Below are 22530 nucleotides of genomic sequence, written 5' to 3'. Positions count from 1 at the left end.
GGCCCTGCCTGCCATGCGCATCCGCGTCCAACTGGCCTGGATGATGGTCGCCGTCGTGGCGCCGCTGGCGCTCGTGGCCGGGCTGTCCGTGGCGCTGCTGCTGCAGACGCAGCGGCAGGTGCACACGGAGCGGCACCTGGAACGGGTGCGGGCACTGCGCCTGGCGCTGGACACCGAGCTGGACGCGACGATCCGGCTGCTGCGCACGCTCACCGAGCCCACGACGCCGGGCGAGGCCCGCCTGGCCGGCGAGACCGAGCTGGACAACCGCCTGGGGCGGGTGCTGGCGCAGCATCCCAGGTGGTCGTCGCTGTCGGTCGTCACCGCCACCGGTGAGCGCGTGGCGCTGCAGCAGCGGCCCGGGTCCGGGCCGGCGCCCACGCTGGACGAGGCGACGCGGCTGCTGGTGCTGGGCGGGCGCCTGCCCGTCGTCTCCGGCCTCGTGCCCTCGGGCGACGGGGTGCACTTCTACACCTTCGTCGCCGTGCCCGAGCTGGTGGGCGAGCAGGTGGCCCGGCTCGTCGTCGTGGGCATCGAGCAGCAGGACTGGCTGGGCTTCCTGCGCAGCTATCCCATCGCGGACGACGCCACGCTGACGCTGCTGGACACCAACGGCATGATCATCGCCCGCACGCTCAACAACGAGCGCTGGGTGGGGCGTCCGGCCAGCCCCCGGCTGCGGCAGGAGGCGGCTGGCAGCCGGGAGGGCAGTTTCATGGGGGTCGGGCTGGAGGGGCAGCCCTTCCACAGCGCGTTCAGCCGGCTCAACGTAGCGCCGTGGACACTGGCCACCGGCGTGCCGTCCGAATCGCTGCGCGCCGACCTGCGTGACCAGACGCTGCTGATGGTGGGCGGCCTGCTGCTGGCTGCCGGGGTGGCCGCGGGCGGGGCCGCCTTCATGGGCCGGCGCATCGTGCGCGCACTCGACGCCCTGGCCGAGGTGTCGCGCGTCACCGCGGCCGACCCGGACGGGCCGGCGCAGAAGCCGCTGGCCATCGACGAGGCCGAGACGGTGCGCCGCAAGCTGCTGGACGCCCTGGCCGACCTGCTCAACGCCCGCACCGAGGCCGAGCTGGCCCGCGAGCAGGCGGTGCGCGCCAACAAGGGCAAGGACGAGTTCCTGGCGATGCTCGCGCACGAGCTGCGCAACCCGCTGAGCGCCATGTCCGCCTCGGTGGCGCTGCTGGAGGCGAAGAACGCCACGCCGCAGACCAACCAGCATGCGCAGGAGGTGCTCAAGCGCCAGGTGCGCCAGATGTCCATGCTGGTCAACGACCTGCTGGACGCCGCCCGCGCCAGCAGCGGCAAGCTGTCGCTGCGGGAGGCGGACGTCGAGCTGTCGCAGCTCGTGGGCTCGGTGGTGCAGGCCTTCCGCAATGCGGGCCGCACGCGCCACCTGGCGGTGCACACCTCGCTGCAGCCGGTGATGGTGCGGGGCGACGCCATGCGGCTGGAGCAGATCGTCGCCAACCTGCTGGACAACGCGGCCAAGTTCACCCCGGCGGGAGGCGACGTGCACATCGTGCTGGCGCGCAACGACGGCCACGCGGTGCTGACCGTGGCCGACACCGGCGCAGGCATCGACCCGCCGCTGCTGCGCACCCTGTTCGACCCCTTCACCCAGGCGGAAACCGGCCTGGACCGGGCGCGCGGTGGCCTGGGCCTGGGCCTGCACGTGGTGCGTGGCCTGGTGGAGCTGCACGGCGGCACCATCGAGGCCAGCAGCCCGGGCGTGGGCCGTGGCGCCCGCTTCACCGTGCGGCTGCCGGTGCTCAGCGAGGCCAGCGGTGCCGCGCCGGCCGAGGAGCCGGCGGCGCCCGAGCCCCTGCCGCCGTTGCGCGTGGCCCTGGTGGAGGACCACGCCGACGTGAGCAACGCCACCGCCACCCTGCTGCAGACGGCCGGGCACCAGGTCCGCACGGCCTTCGACGGCCACAGCGGCCTGCAGCTGCTCACCGACGACCCGCCCGACGTGGCGCTGGTGGACGTGGGTCTGCCCGGCCTCAATGGCCTGGAGGTGGCCCGGCGGCTTCCCACCCGCACGCCCGTCATGCTGGCGCTCACCGCCTACGGCGACGAGGCCATGCGGGCGCAGGCCCGCGAGGCGGGTTTCGACGGCTTCCTGCAGAAGCCCTTCGAGCTGCGCGCCTTCGAGCAGGCCGTGCGCGACGCGCGGGCGGCCCGGGCGGCGCTGCCCCGGTCCTGACCGGCGCCGACGCGCGGGCACCGCGCGCGCACGCGCCTTGCTGCGTGCGGGGCATGCGTGATCCGCTGCGTTCGCCCGCCGCCCGCCTGCAGGCCCTGGCCGACGAGGCGGCCGGCTGCCGGCGTTGCCCGCTCTGGCAGCCGGCCACGCAGACGGTGTGGGGGCAGGGCGCCGCCGGCGCGGCGCTGGTGCTCGTGGGCGAACAGCCGGGCGACAAGGAGGACCTGGCCGGCCGGCCGTTCGTGGGCCCGGCAGGCCAGCTGCTCGACAAGGCCCTGCAGCGCCTGGGCTGGCCGCGCGACGCGCTGTACATCACCAACGCGGTGAAGCACTTCAAGTTCGAATGGCGGGGCACCCGCCGGCGGCACAAGACGCCCGCCCAGCGCGAAGCCGAGGCCTGCCTGCACTGGCTGGAGCAGGAGCTGGCAACGCTGCGGCCACAGGCGGCGGTGGCGCTGGGGGCCACGGCGGCGCGCTCGCTGATGCACCGCGCGGTGCCGGTGATGGCCCACCGCGGCCAGTGGCTGGCCCGCGGGGACGGGCTGCCGGTGCTGGTGACCCTGCACCCCTCGGCCCTGCTGCGATTGCGCGGCGGCGAGCGGGCCATGGCCTTCGAGCGCTGGCTGGACGACCTGCGGGCGGTGCAGCAGAAGGTGCCGCTGGCCACGGCGTGAGCACGAGCCGGGCGGCCTATCATCGCCGCCCCATGCACCGTCGTCATCTGCTTGCCCGCGGCCTGGCCGCCGCGGCGCTGCCTCTGGCCACCGCACGGGCCCTCGGCGCCGACGAGTCCGGTGCCCTGGGCCGCTTCGCACCCGCCACCCCGCTGTCGCCCATCCAGGCCCGGCCCGACCGGATCATCGACATCTCGGTGTGCACGCGGCCGTTCCGTGCCCAGGGCCCGCGGCTGGAAGTGGAGCGCCGCTTCGGGCGGCACATCGTCCACCACTATGGGCACGGCGGCGCCGGCTGGTCGCTGTCGTGGGGTTCGGCACGGCAGGCGCTGCCGCTGATCCTGGCCGGCGGCGAGCAGCGCATCGGCGTGATCGGCTGCGGCGCCATCGGCCTGACCACCGCGCGGGTGGCGCAGCGCGCCGGCCTGAAGGTGCGCATCTATGCGCGCGAGCGGCCGCCGGAGGTGCGCTCGTCCGCGGCCACGGGTGTGTGGTCGCCCGAGTCGCGCATCTGCACGGCCGAGCATGCCACGCCGGCCTTCGCCGCCCGCTGGGAGACCATGGCGCGCGACGCCTTCCGCACCTACCAGTCCCTGCTGGGCCTGCCCGGCGAGCCGGTGGCCTGGCATGCCGGCTACGTGCTGTCCGACGTGCCCTTCGACCAGCCGGTGCCGCCGGCGGGCGGCGAGGCACTGGAGCCGCCGTACCCGCCGCTGGAGGCGGCGCTCGGCGACCTCCGGCCGCGCTCTCGCGTGCTCTCGCCGGCCGAGCATCCGTTCCCGGTGCCCCATGCACGGCGCTACACCCAGCTGGTGTTCCACCTGGCCAGCTACCAGCGGCTGCTGATGGACGATTTCCTGCGCGAGGGTGGCGAGCTGGTCACCGAGGAGTTCGTGCACCCGCGCGAGCTCGGCCGCCTGCGCGAGCGCACGCTGGTGCATGCCACGGGCTATGGCGCCCGGGCGCTGTTCGGTGACGAATCGGTCATTCCGGTGCGCGGCCAGACGGCGCGCCTGGTGCCCCAGCCGGAGGTGGACTACGGCCTGTACTGGCGTGGCCACAACCTCTCGGTGGTGCCACGGCGCGACGGCCTGCTGGTGCAGGCGCAAGGCGACCACGACTTCGGCGACGCGGGCACCACACCGGACCGCGCCGCCTCGGAGGCCGCGGTGGCGCGGCTGGCGGCGCTGTTCCCGGCCGGCTGAGCGCCGGCCGCTCAGGCGATGGCTTCGTCGGCCGCCTCGATGCGGCCGCGCAGCGCGGCCGGCACCGCGCGTCGCGGGCCCACGGCCGGCTCGGCAGGGGCCGCATCGGCGGCCGGGTCACCCAGCAGGTCGACCAGCAACGGCCCCGAGAGCACCTCGGTGGTCAGCAGTTCGGCGGCGAGGGCGTCCAGCCGGTGGCGCTGGCGGGTGAGGATGTGGCGGCAGGTGGCCTGGGCGGTCTCCAGCAGGGTGCGCGCCTCGGTCAGCACGGCGGACTGCAGTTCCGGGCCCATCAGCTCCTTGGGTATGCCGGCAATGCTGAGCAGGCCGAAGGTCTCCGAGAAGCCGAGCTGCCCCACCATCTGGATGGCGAGCTCGGAGGCGCGCTTGAGGTCGTCCGACGCGCCGGAGGACACGCTGCCCAGCACCAGCAGCTCGGCCTCGCGGCCGCCCAGCATCATGGCCAGCCGGCTCACCAGCTCGCCCTGGGCGTACAGCGGGTCCTCGGTCTCGCGGGTCATGTAGGTCACGCCGAGTCCGGGGCCGCGCGGCTCGATGGTCACGCGCTCGATGCGGCCCGCGCCCGTCCAGTGCCCCACCAGCGCGTGGCCGGCCTCATGGAAGGCCAGGCGGTCGCGCGTGCCCGCCGTCAGCAGGTCCTTGATGGGCGACACCTCGCCGCCCAGCAGCTGGGCCTCCACGGCACGCACCAGGTGGTCCGGGGTCACGGCGTCGGCGCCTTGTTCCGCGGCGGTGGAGGCCGCCTTGTTCACCACGTTGGCGATCTCGGCCGGCGACATGCCGGTGGCCATGCGCGCCAGGGCGCCGGTGTCAGCCCGGCCGTCGTGGCGCACCTTGCCGAGGTACAGGTCGAACAGCTGCTGCCGCTCGGGCAGGGTGGGCTTGTTCAGGCGCACCAGCAGGTCGAAGCGGCCGGGCCGGCGCAGGGCCTCGTCGATGTTGTCCTCGTGGTTGGTGGCGGCCACCACCACCACGTTGTCCATGGCGTCGAAGCCGTCCATCTCCACCAGCACGCGGTTGATGATGCGGTTCATCTCCGACTCGGCGCCGCCGCCCTGGCCGCCGCTGGCGCGCTTGCCGATGCCATCGACCTCGTCGATGAACAGCACGCAGGGCGCCTGCTTGCGGGCCAGCTTGAACAGGGCACGCACCTTCGCCACGCCGGCGCCGTAGTAGCTGGCGGTGAAGTAGGAGCCGTCCACGGCGATGAAGTTGGCGCCGCACTCGCCGGCCAGCGCCTTGGCAAGCAGCGTCTTGCCCGTGCCCGGCGGGCCCACCAGCAGCACGCCGCGCGGCGCCGCGGCACCCATGCGCACGTACTGCGCCGGGTCGCTGAGGAAGGCCTTCACGCGCTGCAGCGCGGCCTTGGCCTCGTCGTTGCCGATGGCGTCGGCGAAGGTGGTGTCGGGCTTGGTGGCCAGCGTGGTGGCGTTCTGGCCCGAGGCCATCTGCAGCCGGCCCAGCAGCAGCAGCCCGCCGCCCAGGGCCACCGCGAGCAGCACGATGGGCAGGGCGGTCTCCACGGCGGCCAGCACGCGCTGGCTGGGCGTGCGGCTGTCCACGTCCACGCCCACCAGGGTGAAGCCCGCCGCGGCGCTCTTCTCGCCCAACCGGTCCAGGGCGGTGCCCGCGCAGCCCAGCGAGGTGCAGCCCGGCACCTGCACGCTGGCCTTGCGGCCGTCCTTGAGGGTGTAGAGCACCAGGCCGGGCTGGCCATTGGCCACCCCCACCGCGGCGAGCTGGCCGCTGTCGGCCGCACGCACGAAGTCCGACACGGAGCTGGGTGAGGCGAGCCAGGCGTCGGCGTCCTGCTCGAACGCGAGCGCGGCCGGGTCCTTGCGGGAGTCGGCCTCCTGGCGCGCATGCTGGCCAAGCAGCAGCACACCCGCCAGCGCGACCAGCACGGCCAGGACGGCGCCGGTCGCCCGGGGATGGGCACGACCGAGGGACAACAGCTTCTTCCAGGAACTCATGCGGCGGCGGGCGGGCGGGGCGGCAGGGCAGCGACCGGGCGGGCGCTGGGCGGGGAGGTGCCGACAGTGTGGCCGGCCGGCCCCGACGGCAGTCGAAGGATGAACGGCGGAGTGATCCCCCAAACCCCGGTGGAGTTCCGCCCCTGCGGGCATGTCGGGTACGGCGGCCGCCGCGGAGGCCCACGGCCCCGGGTTACGGGCTGTGTCGATTGGCGTCGGGTGTGTCGCGCACCCGCGCGGCAGCCGCCGCACACAGCCAGAGCGCGAGCCCGCAGGCCACGCCCGCCGGGACGTTGCCCGCCAGCGCGGCGGCCCCCACGCCGGCCGGTGCGGCCAGCAGCGGCCGTGCGGCCCGGGCGGCGGGGTCCAGGCCCGGTGCCCAGCCCAGCACCAGCCCGGCGGCGACCGCCCCGCTGGCCGCCGGCGCATCCGGCCAGGCGGACCACGGCGCCCACGGTGTGCCCGTGAACACCACCGCCCCGGCCTGCGCGAAGCCGGCGGCCAAGGGCATGGCGAGCAGCACGGCGGCCGTGGCCGCGCCCCAGGCCAGCACGCCGGCACGGTGGTCGGGCTCGGCCGCCAGGGCGCCGCGCCACCGCGTCCCGATGCAGGCCAGCTGCCAGGCCACCCAGGCGAGCGAGCGCGTGCCCCGCTGTTCGAGCACATCGGCCACCACATCGTCCCGCCAGGCCGGGGGAACGCAGTAGCCGGCCAGCCGCGCCCAACCCGGCCCGCGCGGGCGTCCGGCGGGGGGCGCGGCGCTCATGGCGCGCCTTCGATGTCCGCCGGCAGCCCCTGCAGCAGGGCGCGCGTGCCGGCGAGTGACTGGCGCAGCGCCTGGGCACCCGCGGCCGTCGCGGTGAACAGCCGCCTGGCCTTGCCACCGCGCTCGGCGGTCGGCTCGCCCAGGCGGTCCTGCAGCAGCCCCTTGCGCGCCATCCGGTCCAGCGTGACGTAGATGGTCCCGCGCGAGACGTCGTGGCCGGCGCGTGCGGCGATTTCGTCGCGCACCGACACGGCATAGGCGCCGTCGCCCAGGCGCACCACCGCCAGCAGCACGCGCAACTCCAGTTCACCCAGGCCTGTGGACCCCATGCAGCGCTCCCGACGGGACGCTCAGGCCGGCCGGGTGGTGCGCGCGACACGGCGCGCGGCCGAGACGGCCAGCGCGGGCATGCCCAGCACGGCCACCACCATCACCCAGCCGGGGTGCGGGAACATCGCCATGGTGGCCACGGCGCCCGCCAGCAGCACGGCCCCGGCCACCGCCCCCGCCAGCCAGGAGCCACCGCCGGCCCAGCCGGCTCCGGCGGCGCCGGCCGCGGCCGAGCCGGCCAGCCAGGCCACCAGCACCGCGGCAAACATGCCCGACGAGGTGACGGCGTCCGCGGACGGCGCACCGAGCAGCCGGTGCCCCACCCACTCGACCAGCATGATGACCAGCATCCCGGCCACCACCGCGATCACGCCGGCGATGACCGGGTGGCGCAAGGCCGGGCGCCGCGGCCGGGCCGCAGAGGCAGGGGACGGGTTCGCGGTCGGTTCCGCCATGGCGAGCTCCTTGTCGACAATGTCGCCAATATGGGCCAGCGCCCGGGTGTGGCGCAAGCGCGGGGTTTCCCCTGTTCGCGGGACGGCGCGCGGGCCGCGAGCCGTGGCGGGGCGTAGGATGGTTCTCCTCGCGCGAACCCGGCGGCCGCCCCCGCCGACACCCGTGCACGACCGTGTGACGACTCCGGACGAGTCCACCTTCACGCTCGACCCCAGCCAGCTGGCCGACCAGAAGGCGGCCAGCGCACGCCGGCTGCATGCGGTGCACATTCCGGTGGTGCGGGCAGCGGGCTTCGTGGTGGTGTGCGCCATGCTGCTCTGGGCGCACCTGCGCGCGCCGCCACTGCTCGACTCCGCCCGCCTGGCGGCCCTGGTGGCGCTGAACCTGGGCTATGCGGTGGCCGCCTGGGCCTGGCTGCGCCGTGGCTGGGGCGGCTGGGACGGCGCGGCGGTGGGCTGGCTGCTGTTCCATGTGGACCTGCTGGTGTGGCTGCCCACGCTGCATGCGCTGGAGCCGGCCAATCCCTTCTTCGCCTTCTTCCTGCTGGTGCGCGTGGCCGACCAGGTGGGCTTCGGCTTCCGGCGCGCGCTGTATTTCGCGGCGGTCGTGTGCGCCACCTACCTGGCCTACGGCGCGTGGGCCGAGACGCTGGGCAGCCGGCCGCTGGGCTGGCCGGCGCGGCTGGGCATCGCCGGTGCGATGGTGGCGCTCGGGGCCTACCTGGCCCTCACCGGCCTGGTCATCCAGCGCCTGCGCGAGCGGCTGCGTGCGGCCGTGCACGCCGCACGCGACCTGGTGGTGCAGCTGGAGCAGGAGACGCGTGCGCTGGAGGCGCAGGCGGTGGAACTGGAGCAGGCCCGTCGCCAGGCCGAGCAGGCCAGCGAGGCCAAGTCGCAGTTCCTGGCCATGGTGAGCCATGAGATCCGCACGCCCATGAACGGCATCCTGGGCACCACCGAGCTGCTCATGGGCTCGCCGCTGGCGCCCGAGCAGCGCCGTTATGCCCGCACCGCCCACCGCTCGGCCAGCGCGCTGCTGGCGCTCATCGACGACGTGCTCGACCTGTCGCGCATCGAGGCGCGCAAGCTCGCGCTGCACCCCGCGCCCGTGGACCTGCGCGCCCTGGCCAGCGAGGCCGTGGAGTTGATGGCCGTGGCCGCGCGCGAGAAGCCGGTGCAGCTGCGCGGCGAGTTCGCCCCCGACCTGCCGGCCCGGGTGGAGGCCGATCCCAACCGCCTGCGCCAGCTGCTGGTGAACCTGCTGCACAACGCGGTGAAGTTCACCGAGCGGGGGCAGGTGGTGCTGCGCATCGCGCACCTGGCCGGGCCGGCGCCCGACGGCCAGGTGCGGCTGCGCTTCTCCGTGCAGGACAGCGGCATCGGCATCGCGGCGGACCAGCTGGAGCGGGTGTTCGAATCCTTCACCCAGGCCGACAACTCCAGCACGCGCCGGCATGGTGGATCGGGCCTGGGCCTGGCCATCGTGCGCCAGCTGGTGGAGCTGATGGGCGGCACGGTGGGCGTGCGCAGCCGGCCGGGCGCCGGCTCGGTGTTCTGGTTCGACCTGCAGCTGCCGGTGAGCCACGCCGCCGCGCGCCCGGCTTACGAGGCGCCCGCCGCCGAGGACACCGAGCCAGCCGCCGAGGCGCGCGGCCGGCCGGCCCATGTGCTGCTGGCCGAGGACGATGCGGTGAACCAGCTCGTGGTGGAGACCATGCTGCGCAAGCTCGGTTGCACGGTGCACGTGGCGGCGGACGGCCGGGCCGCGTGCCAGGCCGCCGCTGGCGGGCGCTTCGACCTGGTGCTCATGGACCTGCACATGCCGGGCATGGACGGCTACGAGGCAGCCTGCCGCATCCGCGCCCACGAGCGCGAGGCGGGTCGCCACACGCCCATCGTGGCCCTGACGGCCGATGCCCTGGCCGGCGACCGCGAGCGCTGCCTGGAGGCCGGCATGGACGACTTCGCCACCAAGCCGATCTCGATGGCACTGCTGGCCGCGGTGATCGAGCGCTGGACCGGCCGCGGCACGCCCACGCCGACGACCTGGTGAGCGGCCGTCCTACGCGCGAGAAGGCGCTCGGCTGCCTGACGCGCCCCGGGCGGCCGCCTACGCTGTGGGCACTTCCTTCTCTCTTTCCTTCACGACAAAGGAGTGCACCATGGGCAAATACTTCATCGCCTGGCTGCTGGGCGTGCCAGCCGTCCTGCTCGTCATCGCCTACTTCATCTTCGGCGGGTGATCGCCGTCGGGGGCGGGGGGCATCCCGCGGCTTGACGATCGTCAACGGCTGCCCGGCGGCCGGCAGGCTAACGTCTGCGCATGACGCCGCCTTCGCCCGCACCCGCCGCTCCCTCCACCGAGTCCCCCCGCGCCCTGCGCGGGCGCCAGCCTGACCTGGCGCGCCGCGCGCTGGTCGTGTCCGCGGCATGGGCCGGCGCTCTGCCCGGTGCATGGGCCGCCGGCCCCGGGGTGGCCCCGGGCAGCGTCCTGATCGGTCAGAGCATCGCGCTGCAAGGTGGCCGCAATCCCTACGGGGCGGAAGTGCTCGCCGGCATCCAGGCCCTGTTCAGCCGCGTCAATGCGGCCGGCGGCGTGCACCGTCGCCAGCTCGTGCTGCGCACGCTGGACGACGACAACAAGGCCGAGCGCGCCGAAGCCAACGCCCGCGCGCTGGTGAAGGACAACGTCTTCCTGCTCTTCGGCTCCATCGAGGGCGGTCCCTCCACCGCCGTCATGAAGGCCGCCGACGAGCTGGCGGTGCCGTTCTTCGGCCCCATGGCGGGCTCGCCCACGCTGCGCCGCCCGCACCAGCGGCTGGTGTTTCCCGTGCGCGCCGAGCACCGCGACGAGTTCCGCCGCCTGGTGGGCTACGGCAGCAGCATCGGCCTGGGCCGGGTGGCGTTCCTGCACGCCGACACCGAGGTGGGGCGTCAGCACCTGGACAACCTGCGCCGCGCATGCAGCGACGCCGGCGTGGCGGTGGCGGCGGCCTTGCCGCTGGCCGGCGAGGTGAGCGATGCCCAGCTCGACGGCTTCGTCGTGCAGCTGCGCGAGGCGCGGGCCGACATGCTGCTCAACCATGGCATGTCGTCGGTCTACGAGAGGCTCATCCGCCGGGTGCGGGCGGCCGGCCTGCGCATCACGCTGCTGGGGGTCAACTCGGGCTCCACCCAGCTGGCCGCGGCACTGGGGCCGCTGGCCGAAGGCATGGTGTTCGCCCAGGTGGTGCCCAGCCCATGGTCGCGCAAGACCGCCATCGCACGCGAGTACCAGGACGCATTCACGCAGGTGCACCGCGGCCGGGCCTTGTCATACGGCAGCATGGAGGGCTACCTCACCGCCAAGGCGCTGGTGCTGGCGCTCACCCAGGCCGGCCCCGACCCCAGCCGCGACGGCTTCGTGCGTGCGCTGGAAGCGGCACCGCCCATGGACCTGGGCGGTGTGACGCTGACCTACCGACCCGGCGACCACGCTGGCTCGTCCTTCGTGGACCTGGCCATCGTCTCACGCGACGGGCAGTTCCTGCAGTAGGGCCGCAGGCGCGCATCGGCGACGGGCCCCACCATCCTTCGACCGCGGCCGAAGCATCCCGCACGTCTTCCGTCGCACAGTGGCGCTCAGCCCACCCCTCCTGAGTGCCCCACGTGACCATCACCTGCTTCATCCGCTACCAGATCGACCCCTTCCAGAAGGACGCCTTCCGGCAGTACGCCGAGGCCTGGGGCCGCATCATTCCCCGCTGCGGAGGCCACCTCATCGGCTACTTCCTGCCGCATGAGGGCAGCAACGACGAGGCGTGGGGCCTGATCGGCTTCGACGACCTGGCGGCCTACGAGCGCTACCGCGCCACGCTGAAGAGCGACCCCGAGGGCCGCGCCAACTTCGAATGGGCGCAGCGCCAGCGCTTCATCCTGCGCGAGCAGCGCAGCTGGCTCGAGGACGTGGCCGGCACCCGCGACCTGCCCCGACAGGTGACGCCATGATCGCCGTGATCTTCGAGCTGCAGCCGCAACCCGGCGCCACGGCGCGCTACCTGGACCTGGCCGCCACGCTGAAGCCCGAGCTGGAGGCCATCGACGGCTTCATCTCCGTGGAGCGCTTCGAGAGCCTGACGCGCCCCGGGCATTACCTGTCCCTCAGCATGTGGCGCGACGAGGCCGCGGTGCGGCAGTGGCGCTGCCACGCGATGCACCGCGAGGCGCAGCAGGCGGGCCGCCGCACCGTGCTGGCGGGCTATCGCCTGCGGGTGGCCACCGTCATCCGCGACTACGGCCTGCACGAGCGCGCACAGGCGCCAGGGGACTCCCGCGACGCGCTAACCTGAGCGCCGTGAACGCGCCCCACGAACCCCGCCTGGCCCGCGCGGCCGCCCTGGTGGCCGACACGGCCCGCTCGCGCATGCTGGCCTACCTGCTGGCGGGCGACCGCGCCAGTGCCAGCGAGCTGGCGCAGGCCGCGTCCGTCACCCCGGCCACCGCCAGCGGCCACCTGGCCAGGCTGCTCGATGCCGGCTTCGTGGTCTGTGAGCCGCGGGGCCGCCACCGCTACTACCGCCTGGCGGATGCGGACGTGGCGCACGCCCTGGAAGCCCTGGCCCTGGTGGCCGAGCGTGACACGCACGAGCGCGGCTGGGCCCACCCCGAGCGCGTGCGCCTGCGGCAGGCGCGCTGCTGCTACGGCCACCTGGCCGGCCAGCTGGGCGTGGCCCTGTTCGACGCGCTGCAGGCCGACCACCGGCTGCAGCCCGCCCCGGGCGGCTATGCGCTCACCGAGGCCGGCCAGCGCTGGCTGCAGACGCTGGGCATGCCGCCCAGCACGCCCAGCGGCCTGCGCCGCTACGCCTACCCCTGCCTGGACTGGTCCGAACGCCGCGACCACCTCGCCGGGCAGCTGGCGGACGAGCTGTACGCGCACTTCACCCGCATGGGCTGGGTGCGGCGGGCCGAGGGCCGGGCGGTGGAGCTCACCGTGCGCGGCCAGCAGGAGCTGGTGCCGCGGCTGGCCGGCACGGCACTCAGAGGAACATGCCCCCCGACGCCTCCACCCGCTGGCCCGTGACCCAGCCCAGGTCGTCGGACAGCAGCGCCGCCACGGCGCGGCCGATGTCCTGCGGCAGGCCCACGCGGCCGAGCGCGGTCTGCGAGGCGATGAAGGCGTTGAGCTCGCGGTTGTCGCGCACGGCGCCGCCACCGAAGTCGGTCTCGATGGCGCCGGGCGCCAGGATGTTCACCGCGATGCGGCGCGCGCCCAGCTCCTTGGCCTGGTAGCGCGTGAGCACCTCCATCGCGCCCTTCATGGCCGCGTAGGCCGCGTAGCCGGGCAGCGCGAAGCGGGCCAGCCCGGACGACACGTTGAGGATCCTGCCGCCATCGGCCATGAGCGGCAGCAGGGCCTGGGTGAGGAAGAACGGGCCCTTGAAGTGCACGTTCATCAGCTCGTCGAACTGCGCCTCGGTGGTCTCGGCGAACGCCGCGTGCACGCCCATGCCGGCGTTGTTCACCAGGTGGTCGACGTGCGCGCGGCCCCAGGTGTCGCGCAGCGCGGCCTGCACCGCGGCCGTGAAGGCGGCGAACGTGTCGCTGCGGCCCACGTCCAGCGGCAGCGCCACGGCACGTGCACCCAGGCGCTGCGCGGCCTCCACCACCGCCTGCGCCTCGTCGGCGCGCTGGCGGTAGGTGAGGATGAGGTCGCTGCCGCGTGCGGCCAGCGCCAGGGCAGCGTCGCGGCCCAGGCCGCGGCTGGCACCGGTGATGAGGGCGATCGGTCGGGTCATGGGGTCTCTCCTGTGCAAGAAAGGGGTGTCGATGGCCGGCAGTCTATTGATCGCTTCACAACAGATAAACAGCCGCACTCTGGCTACACTGTTCGGCATGAATGAACAGATCAGCGCCCGCGTCGGCGCGGCCGACATCGAGGCGATGGCCCTGTTCGCGCGCGTGGCCGAGCTGGGCAGCTTCACCCAGGCCGCGGCGCACATGGGCGTGTCCAAGGCCACCGCCACGGCCGCGGTGCAGCGGCTGGAGGCCGCGCTCGGCACCCGCCTGCTGCACCGCACGACGCGGCGCGTGGAGCTGACGCAGGACGGCCGCGTCTTCCACGAGCGCTGCCGCGACCTGCTGGCCGACCTGGAGGAGCTGCGCACGCTGTTCCGCGCCCCCGGCGACGGCGCGCTGTCGGGCCGGCTGCGGGTGGACATGCCCATGGGGGCGGCGCGCCACCTGCTGGTGCCGCGGCTGCCCGAGTTCCTGCAGGCGCACCCGCAGCTGGAGCTGGAGCTCAGCAGCACCGACCGCCGCGTGGACGTGGTGCGCGAGGGCTTCGACTGCGTGCTGCGCGTGGGCCGGGTGGACGACTCATCGCTCGTCGCCCGGCCGCTGGGGCGCTACCGCGTCATCAACTGCGCCAGCCCCGGCTACCTGGCGCGCCACGGCGTGCCCCAGCGGCCGGAGGACCTGGCGCAGCACCGGCTGGTGGACTATGTGCAGACGCTGGGCGGCCGCTCGCCCGGCTTCGAGATCGCCGACGACGACGACCCGGCCGGCGCCCCGCCGCGATTCGTGCGCATGCCGGTGGCGCTGGTGGTGAACAACTCCGAGGCCTACCTGGCGGCCTGCCTGGCCGGCCTGGGCCTCATCCAGGTGCCGGGGCCCGGCGTGGAGGCCCTGCTCGACGCCGGCCGCCTGGTGGAAGTGATGCCGTCCCACCGCGCCGCCCCCATGCCCGTGACCCTGCTCTACCCCCACCGGCGCCACCTGCCGCTGCGGGTGCGTGTGTTCATGGACTGGGTGGCTGGCGTGATGGCGGAGCACCTGGCGGAGCCGCCCGGTTGATGGCCATGGGCGTGGCCCGGATGGCGGGACGGCCCGGAGGGCCCCCACGTCCGACGGCGCCGCGATGACCGTCCGGCATCCACCGGCCCGCGCCTTGCCCCACCCCGCCACGATGCGCACCGTGCTGGACGTCCGCCTGCTGGAGCCCGATGGCCATGCGCCCGGCCTGGTGGTGGACGTGCGCGACGAGGCGCGGGCGTTGCTGGTGGACCTGGGCGAGATCGAGCGGCTGTCGCCGCGCACGCTGCTGCGCGTGTCCCATGCGTTCGTGACGCACACCCACATGGACCACTTCGCGGGCTTCGACCACCTGCTGGCCCTGGGGCTGGGCCGCATGCGGGCGTGGACGGTGTGGGGCGGCCCGGGCTTCGTGGACCAGGTGGAGCACAAGCTGCGCGCCTACACCTGAAACGTGGTGCACCGCTACGAGGTGCCGCTGTGCCTGCGGGCCTGCGCCCTGGAAGAGGACGGTCGCCATGTGCGGGCGGCGTTCGACAGCCGCCGCGGCTTCGTGCGCGAGCACCAGGCGGACGGCGCCGGTGGGGAGGTGCTGCTGGACGAGCCGCTGTTCCCCGTGCGTGCCACCCTGGTGGACCACGAGATGCCGGTGATGGCCCTGCTGCTGGAGGAGAAGGCGCAGCTGCGCGTGCGGCCCGACCGGCTGGCGGCGCTGGGCGCGGGCACGGGGCCCTGGCTGGCCTCGCTGAAGGCGGCCGTGCGCCAGGGCCTGGCGGACGAGACGCCGATCGACCTGGCCTGGCGTGACGCCCACGGCGACCACCTCGCCCGCCGTCCGCTGGGTGAGCTGCGCGAGCTGGTGCTCGACGCCGTGCCCGGCCGCCGCATCGGCTACGTGACCGACCTGCGCTTCACGCCGGCCAATGTGCAGCGGCTGCAGGCGTTGATGGCGCAGGGGGAGGCCGGCGAGGCGGGCGTGGACGTGCTCTACATCGAGTCGGTGTTCCTGCATGCGGACGCGGCGCAGGCCGCGCGCAAGAACCACCTCACGGCGCGCCAGGCGGGGCAGGTCGCACGGGCCGTGGGAGCGCGGCGGGTGGTGCCCTTTCACTTCTCGCCGCGCTACCGCGGGCAGGAGCAGGCGCTGCGCGACGAGGTGGCCGCGGCGCACGCTGCCGCGACCTGATCGGCGCACGCCGATTGCCAAAGGCCGGGTTCAGGTCGTCGCCGGCACGGCCGGCCCCATTGCCCAAGGAACCCCCATGGCCCTCGCCGCAGGCAGCCACTTCGACGTCGCCGTGCTCGGCGGCGGCTATGCCGGCCTGTCCGCCGCGCTGCAGCTGGCGCGGGCCCGGCGGGCGGTGGCCGTGGTGGACGCGGGCGAGCGGCGCAACCGCATGGCGCGCCACGCCCACGGCTTCCTGGGGCGCGACGGCGATTCACCCGGCGACATCGCGCGCGAGGGCCGCGAGCAGCTGCTGGCCTACCCGGGCGTGCAATGGGTGGAAGGCCGCGCCACCGCGGCGGAGCGCAGCGACAACGGCTTTGTCGTGGACACCAACCAGGGCCGCGTGAGCGCCGCCCGGCTGGTGCTGGCGCTGGGCGTGGTGGACGAGCTGCCCGCGCTGGACGGCGTCGACGAGCGCTGGGGCCGCCGCGTGTTCCACTGCCCGTACTGTCATGGCCACGAGCTGGCGCGCCGGCCCGACGCGGAGCCGGCCATCGGCGTGCTGGCCGCGGGCGACACCGCCGTGCACCAGGCGCTGCTGCTCACCGACTGGGGCCGTGTCACGCTGCTGCCCTGCGCGGGCTGGCAGCCCGATGCGGACCAGCAGGCGCTGCTGAAGACCCGGGACGTGGCGGTCGAGTCCGTGCCGGCCGACCGCCTGCTGCGCGAATCCACCGTGGAGCTGGCCGACGGCCGGCGGCTGGACTTCGCCGGCCTGTTCACCCAGACGCGCACCCGGGTGGCCAGCCCCATCCCCGAGGCGCTCGGCTGCGAGATGTCGGCATGCCCCACGGGCGTGCACATCCATGTGGACGCGGCCCAGGCCACCTCGGTGCCGGGCGTGTGGGCCTGCGGGGACGTGGCGCGCGCCTCAGGCAGCGTGGCGCTGGCGGTGGGGGAGGGGGCGCTGGCGGGCATCGCAGCCCACCAGTCGCTGGTGCTGGGCTGAGGCCCGTGCAACAGGCAGCGGGCGGGCCCGGTGAGGCTCAGCGGTAGAAGGCCTCGACCTGGCCCTTGAGCTTGATGGTCAGCGGCCGGCCCTTGCGGTCCAGCGTCTTGCCGGCCGGCACGCGGATCCAGCCTTCGCTGAGGCAGTACTCCTCCACGTCGAAGCGGTCCTTGCCGTTGAAGCGGATGCCCACGTCGTGCTGGAACACCGCGGCCACATGGTGCGGGCTGCGCGGGTCCACCGAGAGCCGGTCGGGCAGGGCGGGGCGGTCGGCGGGGGCGGCAGAGGCGTCGGAGGCGTCAGGGGAGGGGGTCGTCGAGTCCACGTGCAGGCAAAGGATGGCGTGTCAGGCCTACATTGTCGGCGATGACGACCGCTTCGATTTCTTCGCCCCTGCCGCCCCTGTCCCTGCTCGACCTGGTGCCCGTCATCGAAGGCAGCACGCCGGCCGAGGCCTTGCAGCGCAGCCTGGCGCTGTGCCAGGCGGCCGACCGCCTGGGCTACACCCGCTACTGGGTGGCCGAGCACCACAACATGGTGGGTATCGCCAGCGCGGCCACCTCGGTGGTGATCGGCTTTCTCGCCGGCGGCACGCAGCGCATCCGCGTCGGCGCCGGTGGGGTGATGCTGCCCAACCACTCGCCGCTGGTCATTGCGGAGCAGTTCGGCACGCTGGAATCGCTGTACCCGGGCCGCATCGACCTGGGCCTGGGCCGGGCCCCGGGCACCGACGGCGCCACCTGGCGCGCGCTGCGGCGCGACCCGCACGCGGCCGACCGTTTCGTGGAGGACGTGCAGGAGCTGCAGGCCCTGTTCGAGCCGGTGCGCGAGGGCCAGACGATCCGCGCCGTGCCGGGCGCCGGGCTGCAGGTGCCGGTGTGGATCCTGGGCTCCAGCCTGTTCGGCGCCCAGGTGGCCGCGGCGCTGGGCCTGCCCTATGCCTTCGCCTCGCACTTCGCGCCGCCCGCGCTGGAGGCGGCGCTGCGCGTGTACCGCGAGAACTACCGGCCCTCGGCGCGCCATCCCCGCCCGCATGCCATGGTGGGCGTGAACGTGGTCGCCGCCGACACCGACGACGAGGCCACGCGGCTGTTCACCTCGCTGCAGCAGGCCTTCACGAACATGGTGCGCAACCGCCGCGGCCTGTTCCCGCCGCCCATCCCCCAAATCGACAGCTACTGGACGGCCTCCGAGAAGCACCACGCCAGCGGCATGCTGGCCTGCTCGGTGGTGGGCTCGCCCGACACCGTGCGCCAGGGCCTGCACGACCTGGTGCAGCGCACCCAGGCCGACGAGCTGATGGTGGTGTCGCCGGTGTTCGACCCGGCGGCGCGGCTGCGCTCGGTGGAGCTCACCGCCGCGGTCGCCGGGCTGCCCGTGTCGGCCTGAGGGCGGCGTCAGCCCGCCGGCCGCGCGAGCAGCTCGCCCACCGCCGCCATGCCCTCGTCCCAGGCCTCGGCCATCGGGGCAAAGAGGGCGGGCACGTCGGCGGGGCGCGACGACGACACCAGCCGCGCGCCCTTGAGGATGAAGGCCTTCGCCCCGGCCGAGAGGCGGTCGAAGGCGGCGATGGCGCGCTGCGCCTCGGGCGAGGGCGTGTCGTCCATCCAGGCCAGCCAGCGCGCGGTGAGCTCGGCGGCGGCGCCCAGCTGCCGGGTGCCGGCGAAGGCCCAGGCGTGGTAGTGGTCCAGCCCGCGCTCGCGCAGCAGCGGCAGGTCGGCCTCCACGGCGTCAGCGAAGCGGCGCACCGGGTTGGTCGCCGGGCGGCGGGCGTAGAGCTCGGGCAGCTCGGCCCGGGCGGCGGCGCGCAGCTCGGCCAGGGGGCGCTGCACACGGCGGTCCAGGCGGATGAACTCGGCGAACAGCGGCAGGTAGGCCGGGTCGTGCGGCTCGCCAAGACGGAAGGTGCGGTCGAAGTCGTCGCCCTCCAGCGCGAAGCAGCCGGCGTTGTGGAAGTACACCAGCCGGCGTGTGTCGAGGTCGATCTCGGCGAGCACGATGGTGGTCTTGGTGTGCTTGCAGCGGTAGTCGGTGCCGGCGGTGTCGGGCAGCCACCAGGCGTCAGCCTCCACGCTCACCAGCTTCCCGGCGGCCAGGTGCTCCAGCGCATGCTCGGCCAGCGGGCGCCAGATGGTCAGCTCCTGCACGTCGATGCCGTACAGGCGCCGCAGCTGGTCGTGCGAGGGCTTGAAGAAGGTCCACTGGTCGCCCTCGAAATCGATGGGCAGGGTGTGGCCCAGCATGGCGTGCGGGTCGCCGCCCACGGCATGCACCAGCTCGATCCACAGGTCGATGTAGCAGTTCTTCTCGGGCCAGTGCAGCGGGCCGGCGGCGTCGTCGTGCAGGGCGTGGCGGCGGTAGCTGGCCGGGTCCAGCCCGGGCAGGGCCGCCGCGCGGCGGCGGGTGTCGGACAAGGGCATGGGAGGCGGGCGGTTCTCGTCGGTCGTCAGGGCCAGAGCAGCGCGCGCACCTCGGCCGGCCAGGCCTCGGGCCGCAGGCCGTGGGTCTTCAGCAGGGCCAGCGTGCAGCGCTCCAGGCCAAAGCCCAGGCAGGCGGTGTGCGCGACCTCGCCGCCCGCCTGGCGGATGCCGAAGGTGCCGGTGAAGTGCTCCTGGTGCCAGTTGAAGGAGCAGATGGCGGTGGGGTTCTGCTCGGAGATCACCGGCACCATGATCTCGAACTTCAGGCGCTGCTCGCGCTGGCTGGTGGCCATCATGCGGCCGGCGCGGCCGAAGAAGGGGTCGTTGGCCACGTCGGTCACCACCGGCAGGCCCAGGCGCTGCAGCAGCGCCATGGCGCGGTCGCGCCAGCCGTCGCGCCAGGCCTCCACCGCGTCGGGCGCGCCCACGCGGATGAACTCGCGCATGCGGAACGACTGCAGCCGCGTGGGCTCGTCGGACGGCTCATGGCGGTAGCACCAGTTCTTCACCGTGACCAGCCGCCCGCCCTGCGGCAGCAGGCCGCTGAACACCGGGTAGACGGGGTAGCACGCGGCGGGCAGCAGCATCACCTCGGTGATGTCGAGCAGGTCTTCCCAGCGTTCGCCGTTCTTCACCCGCTCGGACAGCTCGCGCGCCTGCAGCTCGTTGCCGAAGAAGCTGTGCACGCTGCCGGCCAGCTGGGGGAAGTTGTCCAGGTAGCCGAGCTGCTCGATCATCTGCCGCGCCACGATGGGCGGGAAGGTCAGCGGCTCGGCGCCATCGTCGGCGGCCTCGCGCATGACCAGCGTATCGAAGTGCTCGAGGATGTCCTCGAACACCGCGCCGCGGCCGTAGCCGCCCTTGACCGTGGTCGGCAGGATCAGCCCGGCCTCCACCAGCTCGGCGTGGAAGAGGGCGGGGTCGTAGTGGGTGGGGGGCATGGCGGTCACGCGGGGGCTCATTCGTCCTTGAACACCAACAGCATGGCGGCGCTCTTGGCGGCGATGCGGTCGTTGGAGATCATCAGCGAGGCCGACAGCGCGTCGCGGTAGGCGCGGCCCATGCTGAAGGGGCTGTCGTTCTTGTAGCCGAGGATGCCCACGATCTGCAGGGCGCCGTGCACGATGCGCGGCGCGGCGTTCGAGCAGGCGGTCTTCAGGCTGTTCATCTTCAGGGCCCAGCCGATCTTCGACAGCTCGTCGGCATCGGTGCCGCGCCCTGCGATGGCGTCGAACTCGTCGGCGATGGACTGCCAATGGTGGCGCATGGTCTGCAGCTCCACCGTCAGCTCGGCGAGCGCCACGGCGGTGGGTGGCGTGGTGCCGGGGTTCTTGCGGGCCACGCCCCGCACGTACTGCGCGGCCTTGCCGTGGGCCCCGGCGGCGATGCCGTACCACAGGGCCGACCACAGGATGTGCGAGAACGGCACCATGGACTGCGCCGCGATGTCGCCATAGGGCACGGGGAAGATCTGCTCCGCCGGGGCGCCCGAGACGAGCTTGAAGCCCGGGCTCACCGTGCCGCGCATGCCCATCGTGTCCCAGCTGGTGGTCTGCTCCAGCGTGTAGTCGCCCTCGCGCAGCAGCACCAGCACCTGGTCGCTCTCGCCGGCCTCGGCGTCGCGCCGCGCGGTCACCACGATGATGTCCGCGTGCGCGCAGTAGGAGCCCGTGGTGGCTTCCTTGGTGAGCGAGAAACGCTCGCCCTGGCGCTGCACCGCGCAGATGCTGGTGCGCGTGTTGCCCCAGGTGCCGACCTCGGACGTGATCGACGCCATCAGCCACTGGCGCTGCACCATGTCGCGCAGGAACTGCTGGAAGAAGGCGCTGCCGGCGTGGTGCCGGGCCACGCAGCACAGCTGGTTGTAGTGCATGGCCAGCACCATCGCGCTGGAGCCACACACCTGGGCCAGCGTGGACACCAGCGTGCCCAGCTCGCGCATCGTCAGGCCGCTGCCGCCGTACTCGCGCGGCACCAGGGCGGACATCGCCTGCGCCTCGCGCAGGGCAGCCACCACCTCGTGGGGAAAGCGCGCCTTGGCGTCCACGTCGTCGGCGTGCGCGGCGGCGACGTCCTGGGTGATGCGGCGCACGGCATCGTGCAGTTCGGGGAAGCTCGGGGCGGTGTGGCTCATGGCAGGTGTGACAGCGTGAAGGCCGGGCAGGCCGGGGCCGTCCGGGCAGGCGTTATCGTCGCCCGCGCCGAACGTGAAAAAGTGTCTCACAGGCACCCCTGGAAACCCCGCCGTGTCAACCCCCCCAGAATCCCATGTCTTGATCTTTCTCCACGGTCTGACCATGGACCCGGCCGTGCTGGGGCCGATGGTGGACGCGCTGGCGCTGCCCGTGCCCGCCGTCATCCCCGCCGGGCCGGTGCGGCACCCCGATGGCACGCACTCCTGGTGGGCCGTGGACCCGGCGCACCGGGCGGCCCGGCTGGCCGCGGGCCCGAGCGACCTGTTCGACCGCCACCCCGTGGCGCGCCCGGCCGCCCGGGCGGTGCTCGCCGACGCCCTGGCCGACGCGCGACGGCAGCACCCGGGCTGCCGCTTCGTCCTCGCCGGCTATTCGCAGGGCGGCATGCTGCTGATGGACCACCTGCTGCTGCAGGGCGAGCCCGATGTGGACGCCATCGTGCTGCTGTCGTCCACCTGCATCGCCCTGGACGAGTGGCGGCCCCACCTGTCGCGGCTGCAGGGCCTGCCGGCGCTCGTCGCCCACGGGCGCCAGGACGGCGACCTCGCCTTCAGCGCCGGCGAGCGCCTGCGCGACCTGCTGCAGGAGGCCGGCGCCTGCGTCACCTGGCTGCCCTTCGACGGCGGCCACGAGATGCCGCTGGTGGTGTGGCGGGCGCTGCGGCGTTTCGTGCTGGCCCGGCTGGCCGGCGAAGCTAGGGGGAGCCCCGCCGGCGCGGCGTGAAGCCTGCCCGCACGCCGGGGCCCGGCGGCCGGACCCGCCGGTATCATCCGCGCTGACTTCCGGCCCCCGGGCGCCACCGGTGGCGTCCCGCCTTGCCCGCCCATGACGAGCGCCCGATCGCCCGCCCCGCCGCCCCTGCCCCCGCTGCCGACCCGGCCCGCCGGCCTGCGCACAGGCATCGACCTGGTGGCCGTGCCGCGCATCGCCGAATCGCTGGAACGCCTGGGCGAGCGCTTCGTGCAGCGCCTGTTCACCGCGCAGGAAGCGGCCGACTGCCGGGCGGTGGCCGGCCACGCGGCACGCTGCGAGCGCCTGGCTGCCCGCTTCGCCGCCAAGGAGGCCGTCATCAAGGCCATGGGCTGGGCCGAGGCCGGCGTGTCCTGGCGCGACATCGAGGTGGTGCGGGCGCCCGACGGCCGCCAGGCGCTGGCCCTGCACGGCCGCGCCGCTGCGCTGGCGGCGGGCGCTGGGGTGCGGCATTGGGCCCTGTCGCTCGGCCACACCGCCGGCCAGGCCTGCGCCCTGGTGATCGCCAGCGGGTCCAGCCCCGACACCCCGGCCAGGCTCGCCTGATGCCTTGCGCCACCGAATCC

The 22530-nt window shown here is 74.2% G+C and carries 25 protein-coding genes; 16 read left to right on the top strand and 9 right to left on the bottom strand.

The genetic code is table 11. The features are described from left to right. The first annotated feature begins 13 nt into the window (after positions 1 to 13). From ACE3UN_RS11480 to ACE3UN_RS11470, 3 genes are read left to right on the top strand one after another with little or no spacing between them, the layout of a single operon-like run. Positions 14 to 2206: an ATP-binding protein gene (locus ACE3UN_RS11480; RefSeq protein ID WP_374675082.1), complete on the top strand. Its 2193-nt coding sequence runs from the start codon at positions 14 to 16 to the stop codon at positions 2204 to 2206. A 53-nt stretch (positions 2207 to 2259) separates the two neighbouring features. After that, positions 2260 to 2880, top strand: coding sequence for a UdgX family uracil-DNA binding protein (locus tag ACE3UN_RS11475; RefSeq protein ID WP_374675081.1), 621 nt, complete (start codon positions 2260 to 2262; stop codon positions 2878 to 2880). Between the two features lie 32 nt (positions 2881 to 2912). After that, positions 2913 to 4085, top strand: a complete 1173-nt coding sequence (locus ACE3UN_RS11470) for an FAD-dependent oxidoreductase (RefSeq protein ID WP_374675080.1) — start codon at positions 2913 to 2915, stop codon at positions 4083 to 4085. A gap of 11 nt (positions 4086 to 4096) precedes the next feature. On the opposite strand, the gene ACE3UN_RS11465 is transcribed toward ACE3UN_RS11470, so the two are convergent. The 4 genes from ACE3UN_RS11465 to ACE3UN_RS11450 form a co-directional block, all read right to left on the bottom strand. Further along, on the bottom strand, positions 4097 to 6079 hold the full coding sequence (locus ACE3UN_RS11465; RefSeq protein ID WP_374675079.1) for an AAA family ATPase: 1983 nt from the start codon (positions 6077 to 6079) through the stop codon (positions 4097 to 4099). 193 nt (positions 6080 to 6272) lie between these two features. Further along, positions 6273 to 6845, bottom strand: a complete 573-nt coding sequence (locus ACE3UN_RS11460) for a hypothetical protein (protein WP_374675078.1) — start codon at positions 6843 to 6845, stop codon at positions 6273 to 6275. After that, positions 6842 to 7174: a PadR family transcriptional regulator gene (locus ACE3UN_RS11455; protein ID WP_374675077.1), complete on the bottom strand. Its 333-nt coding sequence runs from the start codon at positions 7172 to 7174 to the stop codon at positions 6842 to 6844. The genes ACE3UN_RS11460 and ACE3UN_RS11455 overlap by 4 nt, the downstream gene beginning before the upstream one ends. A gap of 21 nt (positions 7175 to 7195) precedes the next feature. Beyond that, positions 7196 to 7630, bottom strand: a complete 435-nt coding sequence (locus tag ACE3UN_RS11450) for a hypothetical protein (protein WP_374675076.1) — start codon at positions 7628 to 7630, stop codon at positions 7196 to 7198. A 163-nt stretch (positions 7631 to 7793) separates the two neighbouring features. Here ACE3UN_RS11450 and ACE3UN_RS11445 point away from each other — a divergent pair, with 163 nt between their 5' ends. From ACE3UN_RS11445 to ACE3UN_RS11420, 6 genes are all read left to right on the top strand, one after another. After that, a complete protein-coding gene (locus tag ACE3UN_RS11445; RefSeq protein WP_374675075.1) occupies positions 7794 to 9683 on the top strand; it encodes an ATP-binding protein in 1890 nt (629 codons plus the stop codon). 64 nt (positions 9684 to 9747) lie between these two features. After that, positions 9748 to 9873 (top strand): hypothetical protein, encoded by a 126-nt coding sequence (locus tag ACE3UN_RS11440; RefSeq protein ID WP_374675074.1) that lies wholly within the window; start codon positions 9748 to 9750, stop codon positions 9871 to 9873. An 80-nt stretch (positions 9874 to 9953) separates the two neighbouring features. Further along, positions 9954 to 11165: an ABC transporter substrate-binding protein gene (locus tag ACE3UN_RS11435; RefSeq protein WP_374675073.1), complete on the top strand. Its 1212-nt coding sequence runs from the start codon at positions 9954 to 9956 to the stop codon at positions 11163 to 11165. A gap of 113 nt (positions 11166 to 11278) precedes the next feature. After that, on the top strand, positions 11279 to 11617 hold the full coding sequence (locus tag ACE3UN_RS11430; protein ID WP_374675072.1) for an NIPSNAP family protein: 339 nt from the start codon (positions 11279 to 11281) through the stop codon (positions 11615 to 11617). Further along, the gene (locus ACE3UN_RS11425) at positions 11614 to 11958 is read left to right on the top strand and encodes an antibiotic biosynthesis monooxygenase (protein ID WP_374675071.1); all 345 of its coding nucleotides are present in this window, start codon (positions 11614 to 11616) and stop codon (positions 11956 to 11958) included. Before ACE3UN_RS11430 ends, ACE3UN_RS11425 begins: the two co-directional genes overlap by 4 nt. 5 nt (positions 11959 to 11963) lie before the next feature. Further along, positions 11964 to 12692, top strand: a complete 729-nt coding sequence (locus tag ACE3UN_RS11420) for an ArsR/SmtB family transcription factor (protein WP_374675070.1) — start codon at positions 11964 to 11966, stop codon at positions 12690 to 12692. Here the strand turns inward: ACE3UN_RS11420 and ACE3UN_RS11415 are convergent. Continuing rightward, positions 12649 to 13407, bottom strand: coding sequence for an SDR family NAD(P)-dependent oxidoreductase (locus tag ACE3UN_RS11415; protein WP_374675069.1), 759 nt, complete (start codon positions 13405 to 13407; stop codon positions 12649 to 12651). The genes ACE3UN_RS11420 and ACE3UN_RS11415 overlap by 44 nt on opposite strands. Before the next feature lie 97 nt (positions 13408 to 13504). Between ACE3UN_RS11415 and ACE3UN_RS11410 the strand changes: the two genes are divergently transcribed. The 4 genes from ACE3UN_RS11410 (at position 13505) to ACE3UN_RS11395 (ending at position 16599) form a co-directional block, all read left to right on the top strand. Beyond that, on the top strand, positions 13505 to 14464 hold the full coding sequence (locus ACE3UN_RS11410; protein ID WP_374675068.1) for a LysR family transcriptional regulator: 960 nt from the start codon (positions 13505 to 13507) through the stop codon (positions 14462 to 14464). A 94-nt stretch (positions 14465 to 14558) separates the two neighbouring features. After that, entirely contained in the window at positions 14559 to 14873 is a 315-nt protein-coding gene (locus tag ACE3UN_RS11405) for a hypothetical protein (protein WP_374675067.1), read from the top strand. Between the two features lie 3 nt (positions 14874 to 14876). After that, complete coding sequence (locus tag ACE3UN_RS11400) at positions 14877 to 15608, top strand: hypothetical protein (protein WP_374675066.1); 732 nt, start codon at positions 14877 to 14879, stop codon at positions 15606 to 15608. A gap of 76 nt (positions 15609 to 15684) precedes the next feature. After that, complete coding sequence (locus tag ACE3UN_RS11395; RefSeq protein ID WP_374675065.1) at positions 15685 to 16599, top strand: NAD(P)/FAD-dependent oxidoreductase; 915 nt, start codon at positions 15685 to 15687, stop codon at positions 16597 to 16599. Positions 16600 to 16636: 37 nt separating this feature from the next. On the opposite strand, the gene ACE3UN_RS11390 is transcribed toward ACE3UN_RS11395, so the two are convergent. Continuing rightward, a complete protein-coding gene (locus ACE3UN_RS11390; protein ID WP_374675064.1) occupies positions 16637 to 16924 on the bottom strand; it encodes a DUF3297 family protein in 288 nt (95 codons plus the stop codon). Positions 16925 to 16965: 41 nt separating this feature from the next. On the opposite strand from ACE3UN_RS11390, the gene ACE3UN_RS11385 reads away from it, so the two are divergent. After that, positions 16966 to 17988: an LLM class flavin-dependent oxidoreductase gene (locus tag ACE3UN_RS11385; RefSeq protein WP_374675063.1), complete on the top strand. Its 1023-nt coding sequence runs from the start codon at positions 16966 to 16968 to the stop codon at positions 17986 to 17988. A gap of 8 nt (positions 17989 to 17996) precedes the next feature. Here the strand turns inward: ACE3UN_RS11385 and ACE3UN_RS11380 are convergent, their stop codons facing one another. Genes ACE3UN_RS11380 through ACE3UN_RS11370 form a run of 3 tightly spaced genes read right to left on the bottom strand, consistent with a single transcriptional unit; the run spans position 17997 to position 21153 of the window. Next, positions 17997 to 19019: a DUF1839 family protein gene (locus ACE3UN_RS11380; RefSeq protein WP_374675062.1), complete on the bottom strand. Its 1023-nt coding sequence runs from the start codon at positions 19017 to 19019 to the stop codon at positions 17997 to 17999. 26 nt (positions 19020 to 19045) lie between these two features. Next, the gene (locus ACE3UN_RS11375) at positions 19046 to 19960 is read right to left on the bottom strand and encodes an amino acid--[acyl-carrier-protein] ligase (RefSeq protein ID WP_374675181.1); all 915 of its coding nucleotides are present in this window, start codon (positions 19958 to 19960) and stop codon (positions 19046 to 19048) included. 17 nt (positions 19961 to 19977) lie between these two features. Continuing rightward, a complete protein-coding gene (locus tag ACE3UN_RS11370) occupies positions 19978 to 21153 on the bottom strand; it encodes an acyl-CoA dehydrogenase family protein (RefSeq protein ID WP_374675061.1) in 1176 nt (391 codons plus the stop codon). Positions 21154 to 21292: 139 nt separating this feature from the next. Here ACE3UN_RS11370 and ACE3UN_RS11365 point away from each other — a divergent pair, with 139 nt between their 5' ends. Together ACE3UN_RS11365 and acpS are read left to right on the top strand one after the other, a co-directional pair. After that, the gene (locus tag ACE3UN_RS11365; RefSeq protein WP_374675060.1) at positions 21293 to 21937 is read left to right on the top strand and encodes an alpha/beta hydrolase; all 645 of its coding nucleotides are present in this window, start codon (positions 21293 to 21295) and stop codon (positions 21935 to 21937) included. 102 nt (positions 21938 to 22039) lie between these two features. Continuing rightward, positions 22040 to 22510, top strand: a complete 471-nt coding sequence (acpS, locus tag ACE3UN_RS11360; RefSeq protein ID WP_374675059.1) for a holo-ACP synthase — start codon at positions 22040 to 22042, stop codon at positions 22508 to 22510. The last annotated feature ends 20 nt before the right edge of the window (positions 22511 to 22530 follow it).

This window comes from Ideonella sp. (genome assembly GCF_041918995.1).
Taxonomy (GTDB): domain Bacteria; phylum Pseudomonadota; class Gammaproteobacteria; order Burkholderiales; family Burkholderiaceae_C; genus Ideonella.
This window is presented reverse-complemented; position numbering and strand designations above follow the sequence as displayed.

Coding starts and splice junctions, on each gene's coding strand:
- ACE3UN_RS11375 (WP_374675181.1), bottom strand. CDS start 19,960: ATGCCCCCCACCCACTACGACCCCGCCCTCTTCCACGCCGAGCTGGTG.
- ACE3UN_RS11450 (WP_374675076.1), bottom strand. CDS start 7,630: ATGGCGGAACCGACCGCGAACCCGTCCCCTGCCTCTGCGGCCCGGCCG.
- ACE3UN_RS11470 (WP_374675080.1), top strand. CDS start 2,913: ATGCACCGTCGTCATCTGCTTGCCCGCGGCCTGGCCGCCGCGGCGCTG.
- ACE3UN_RS11460 (WP_374675078.1), bottom strand. CDS start 6,845: ATGAGCGCCGCGCCCCCCGCCGGACGCCCGCGCGGGCCGGGTTGGGCG.
- ACE3UN_RS11370 (WP_374675061.1), bottom strand. CDS start 21,153: ATGAGCCACACCGCCCCGAGCTTCCCCGAACTGCACGATGCCGTGCGC.
- ACE3UN_RS11410 (WP_374675068.1), top strand. CDS start 13,505: ATGAATGAACAGATCAGCGCCCGCGTCGGCGCGGCCGACATCGAGGCG.
- ACE3UN_RS11415 (WP_374675069.1), bottom strand. CDS start 13,407: ATGACCCGACCGATCGCCCTCATCACCGGTGCCAGCCGCGGCCTGGGC.
- ACE3UN_RS11475 (WP_374675081.1), top strand. CDS start 2,260: ATGCGTGATCCGCTGCGTTCGCCCGCCGCCCGCCTGCAGGCCCTGGCC.
- ACE3UN_RS11380 (WP_374675062.1), bottom strand. CDS start 19,019: ATGCCCTTGTCCGACACCCGCCGCCGCGCGGCGGCCCTGCCCGGGCTG.
- ACE3UN_RS11455 (WP_374675077.1), bottom strand. CDS start 7,174: ATGGGGTCCACAGGCCTGGGTGAACTGGAGTTGCGCGTGCTGCTGGCG.
- ACE3UN_RS11385 (WP_374675063.1), top strand. CDS start 16,966: ATGACGACCGCTTCGATTTCTTCGCCCCTGCCGCCCCTGTCCCTGCTC.
- ACE3UN_RS11480 (WP_374675082.1), top strand. CDS start 14: ATGCGCATCCGCGTCCAACTGGCCTGGATGATGGTCGCCGTCGTGGCG.
- acpS (WP_374675059.1), top strand. CDS start 22,040: ATGACGAGCGCCCGATCGCCCGCCCCGCCGCCCCTGCCCCCGCTGCCG.
- ACE3UN_RS11465 (WP_374675079.1), bottom strand. CDS start 6,079: ATGAGTTCCTGGAAGAAGCTGTTGTCCCTCGGTCGTGCCCATCCCCGG.
- ACE3UN_RS11425 (WP_374675071.1), top strand. CDS start 11,614: ATGATCGCCGTGATCTTCGAGCTGCAGCCGCAACCCGGCGCCACGGCG.
- ACE3UN_RS11435 (WP_374675073.1), top strand. CDS start 9,954: ATGACGCCGCCTTCGCCCGCACCCGCCGCTCCCTCCACCGAGTCCCCC.
- ACE3UN_RS11395 (WP_374675065.1), top strand. CDS start 15,685: ATGGCCCTCGCCGCAGGCAGCCACTTCGACGTCGCCGTGCTCGGCGGC.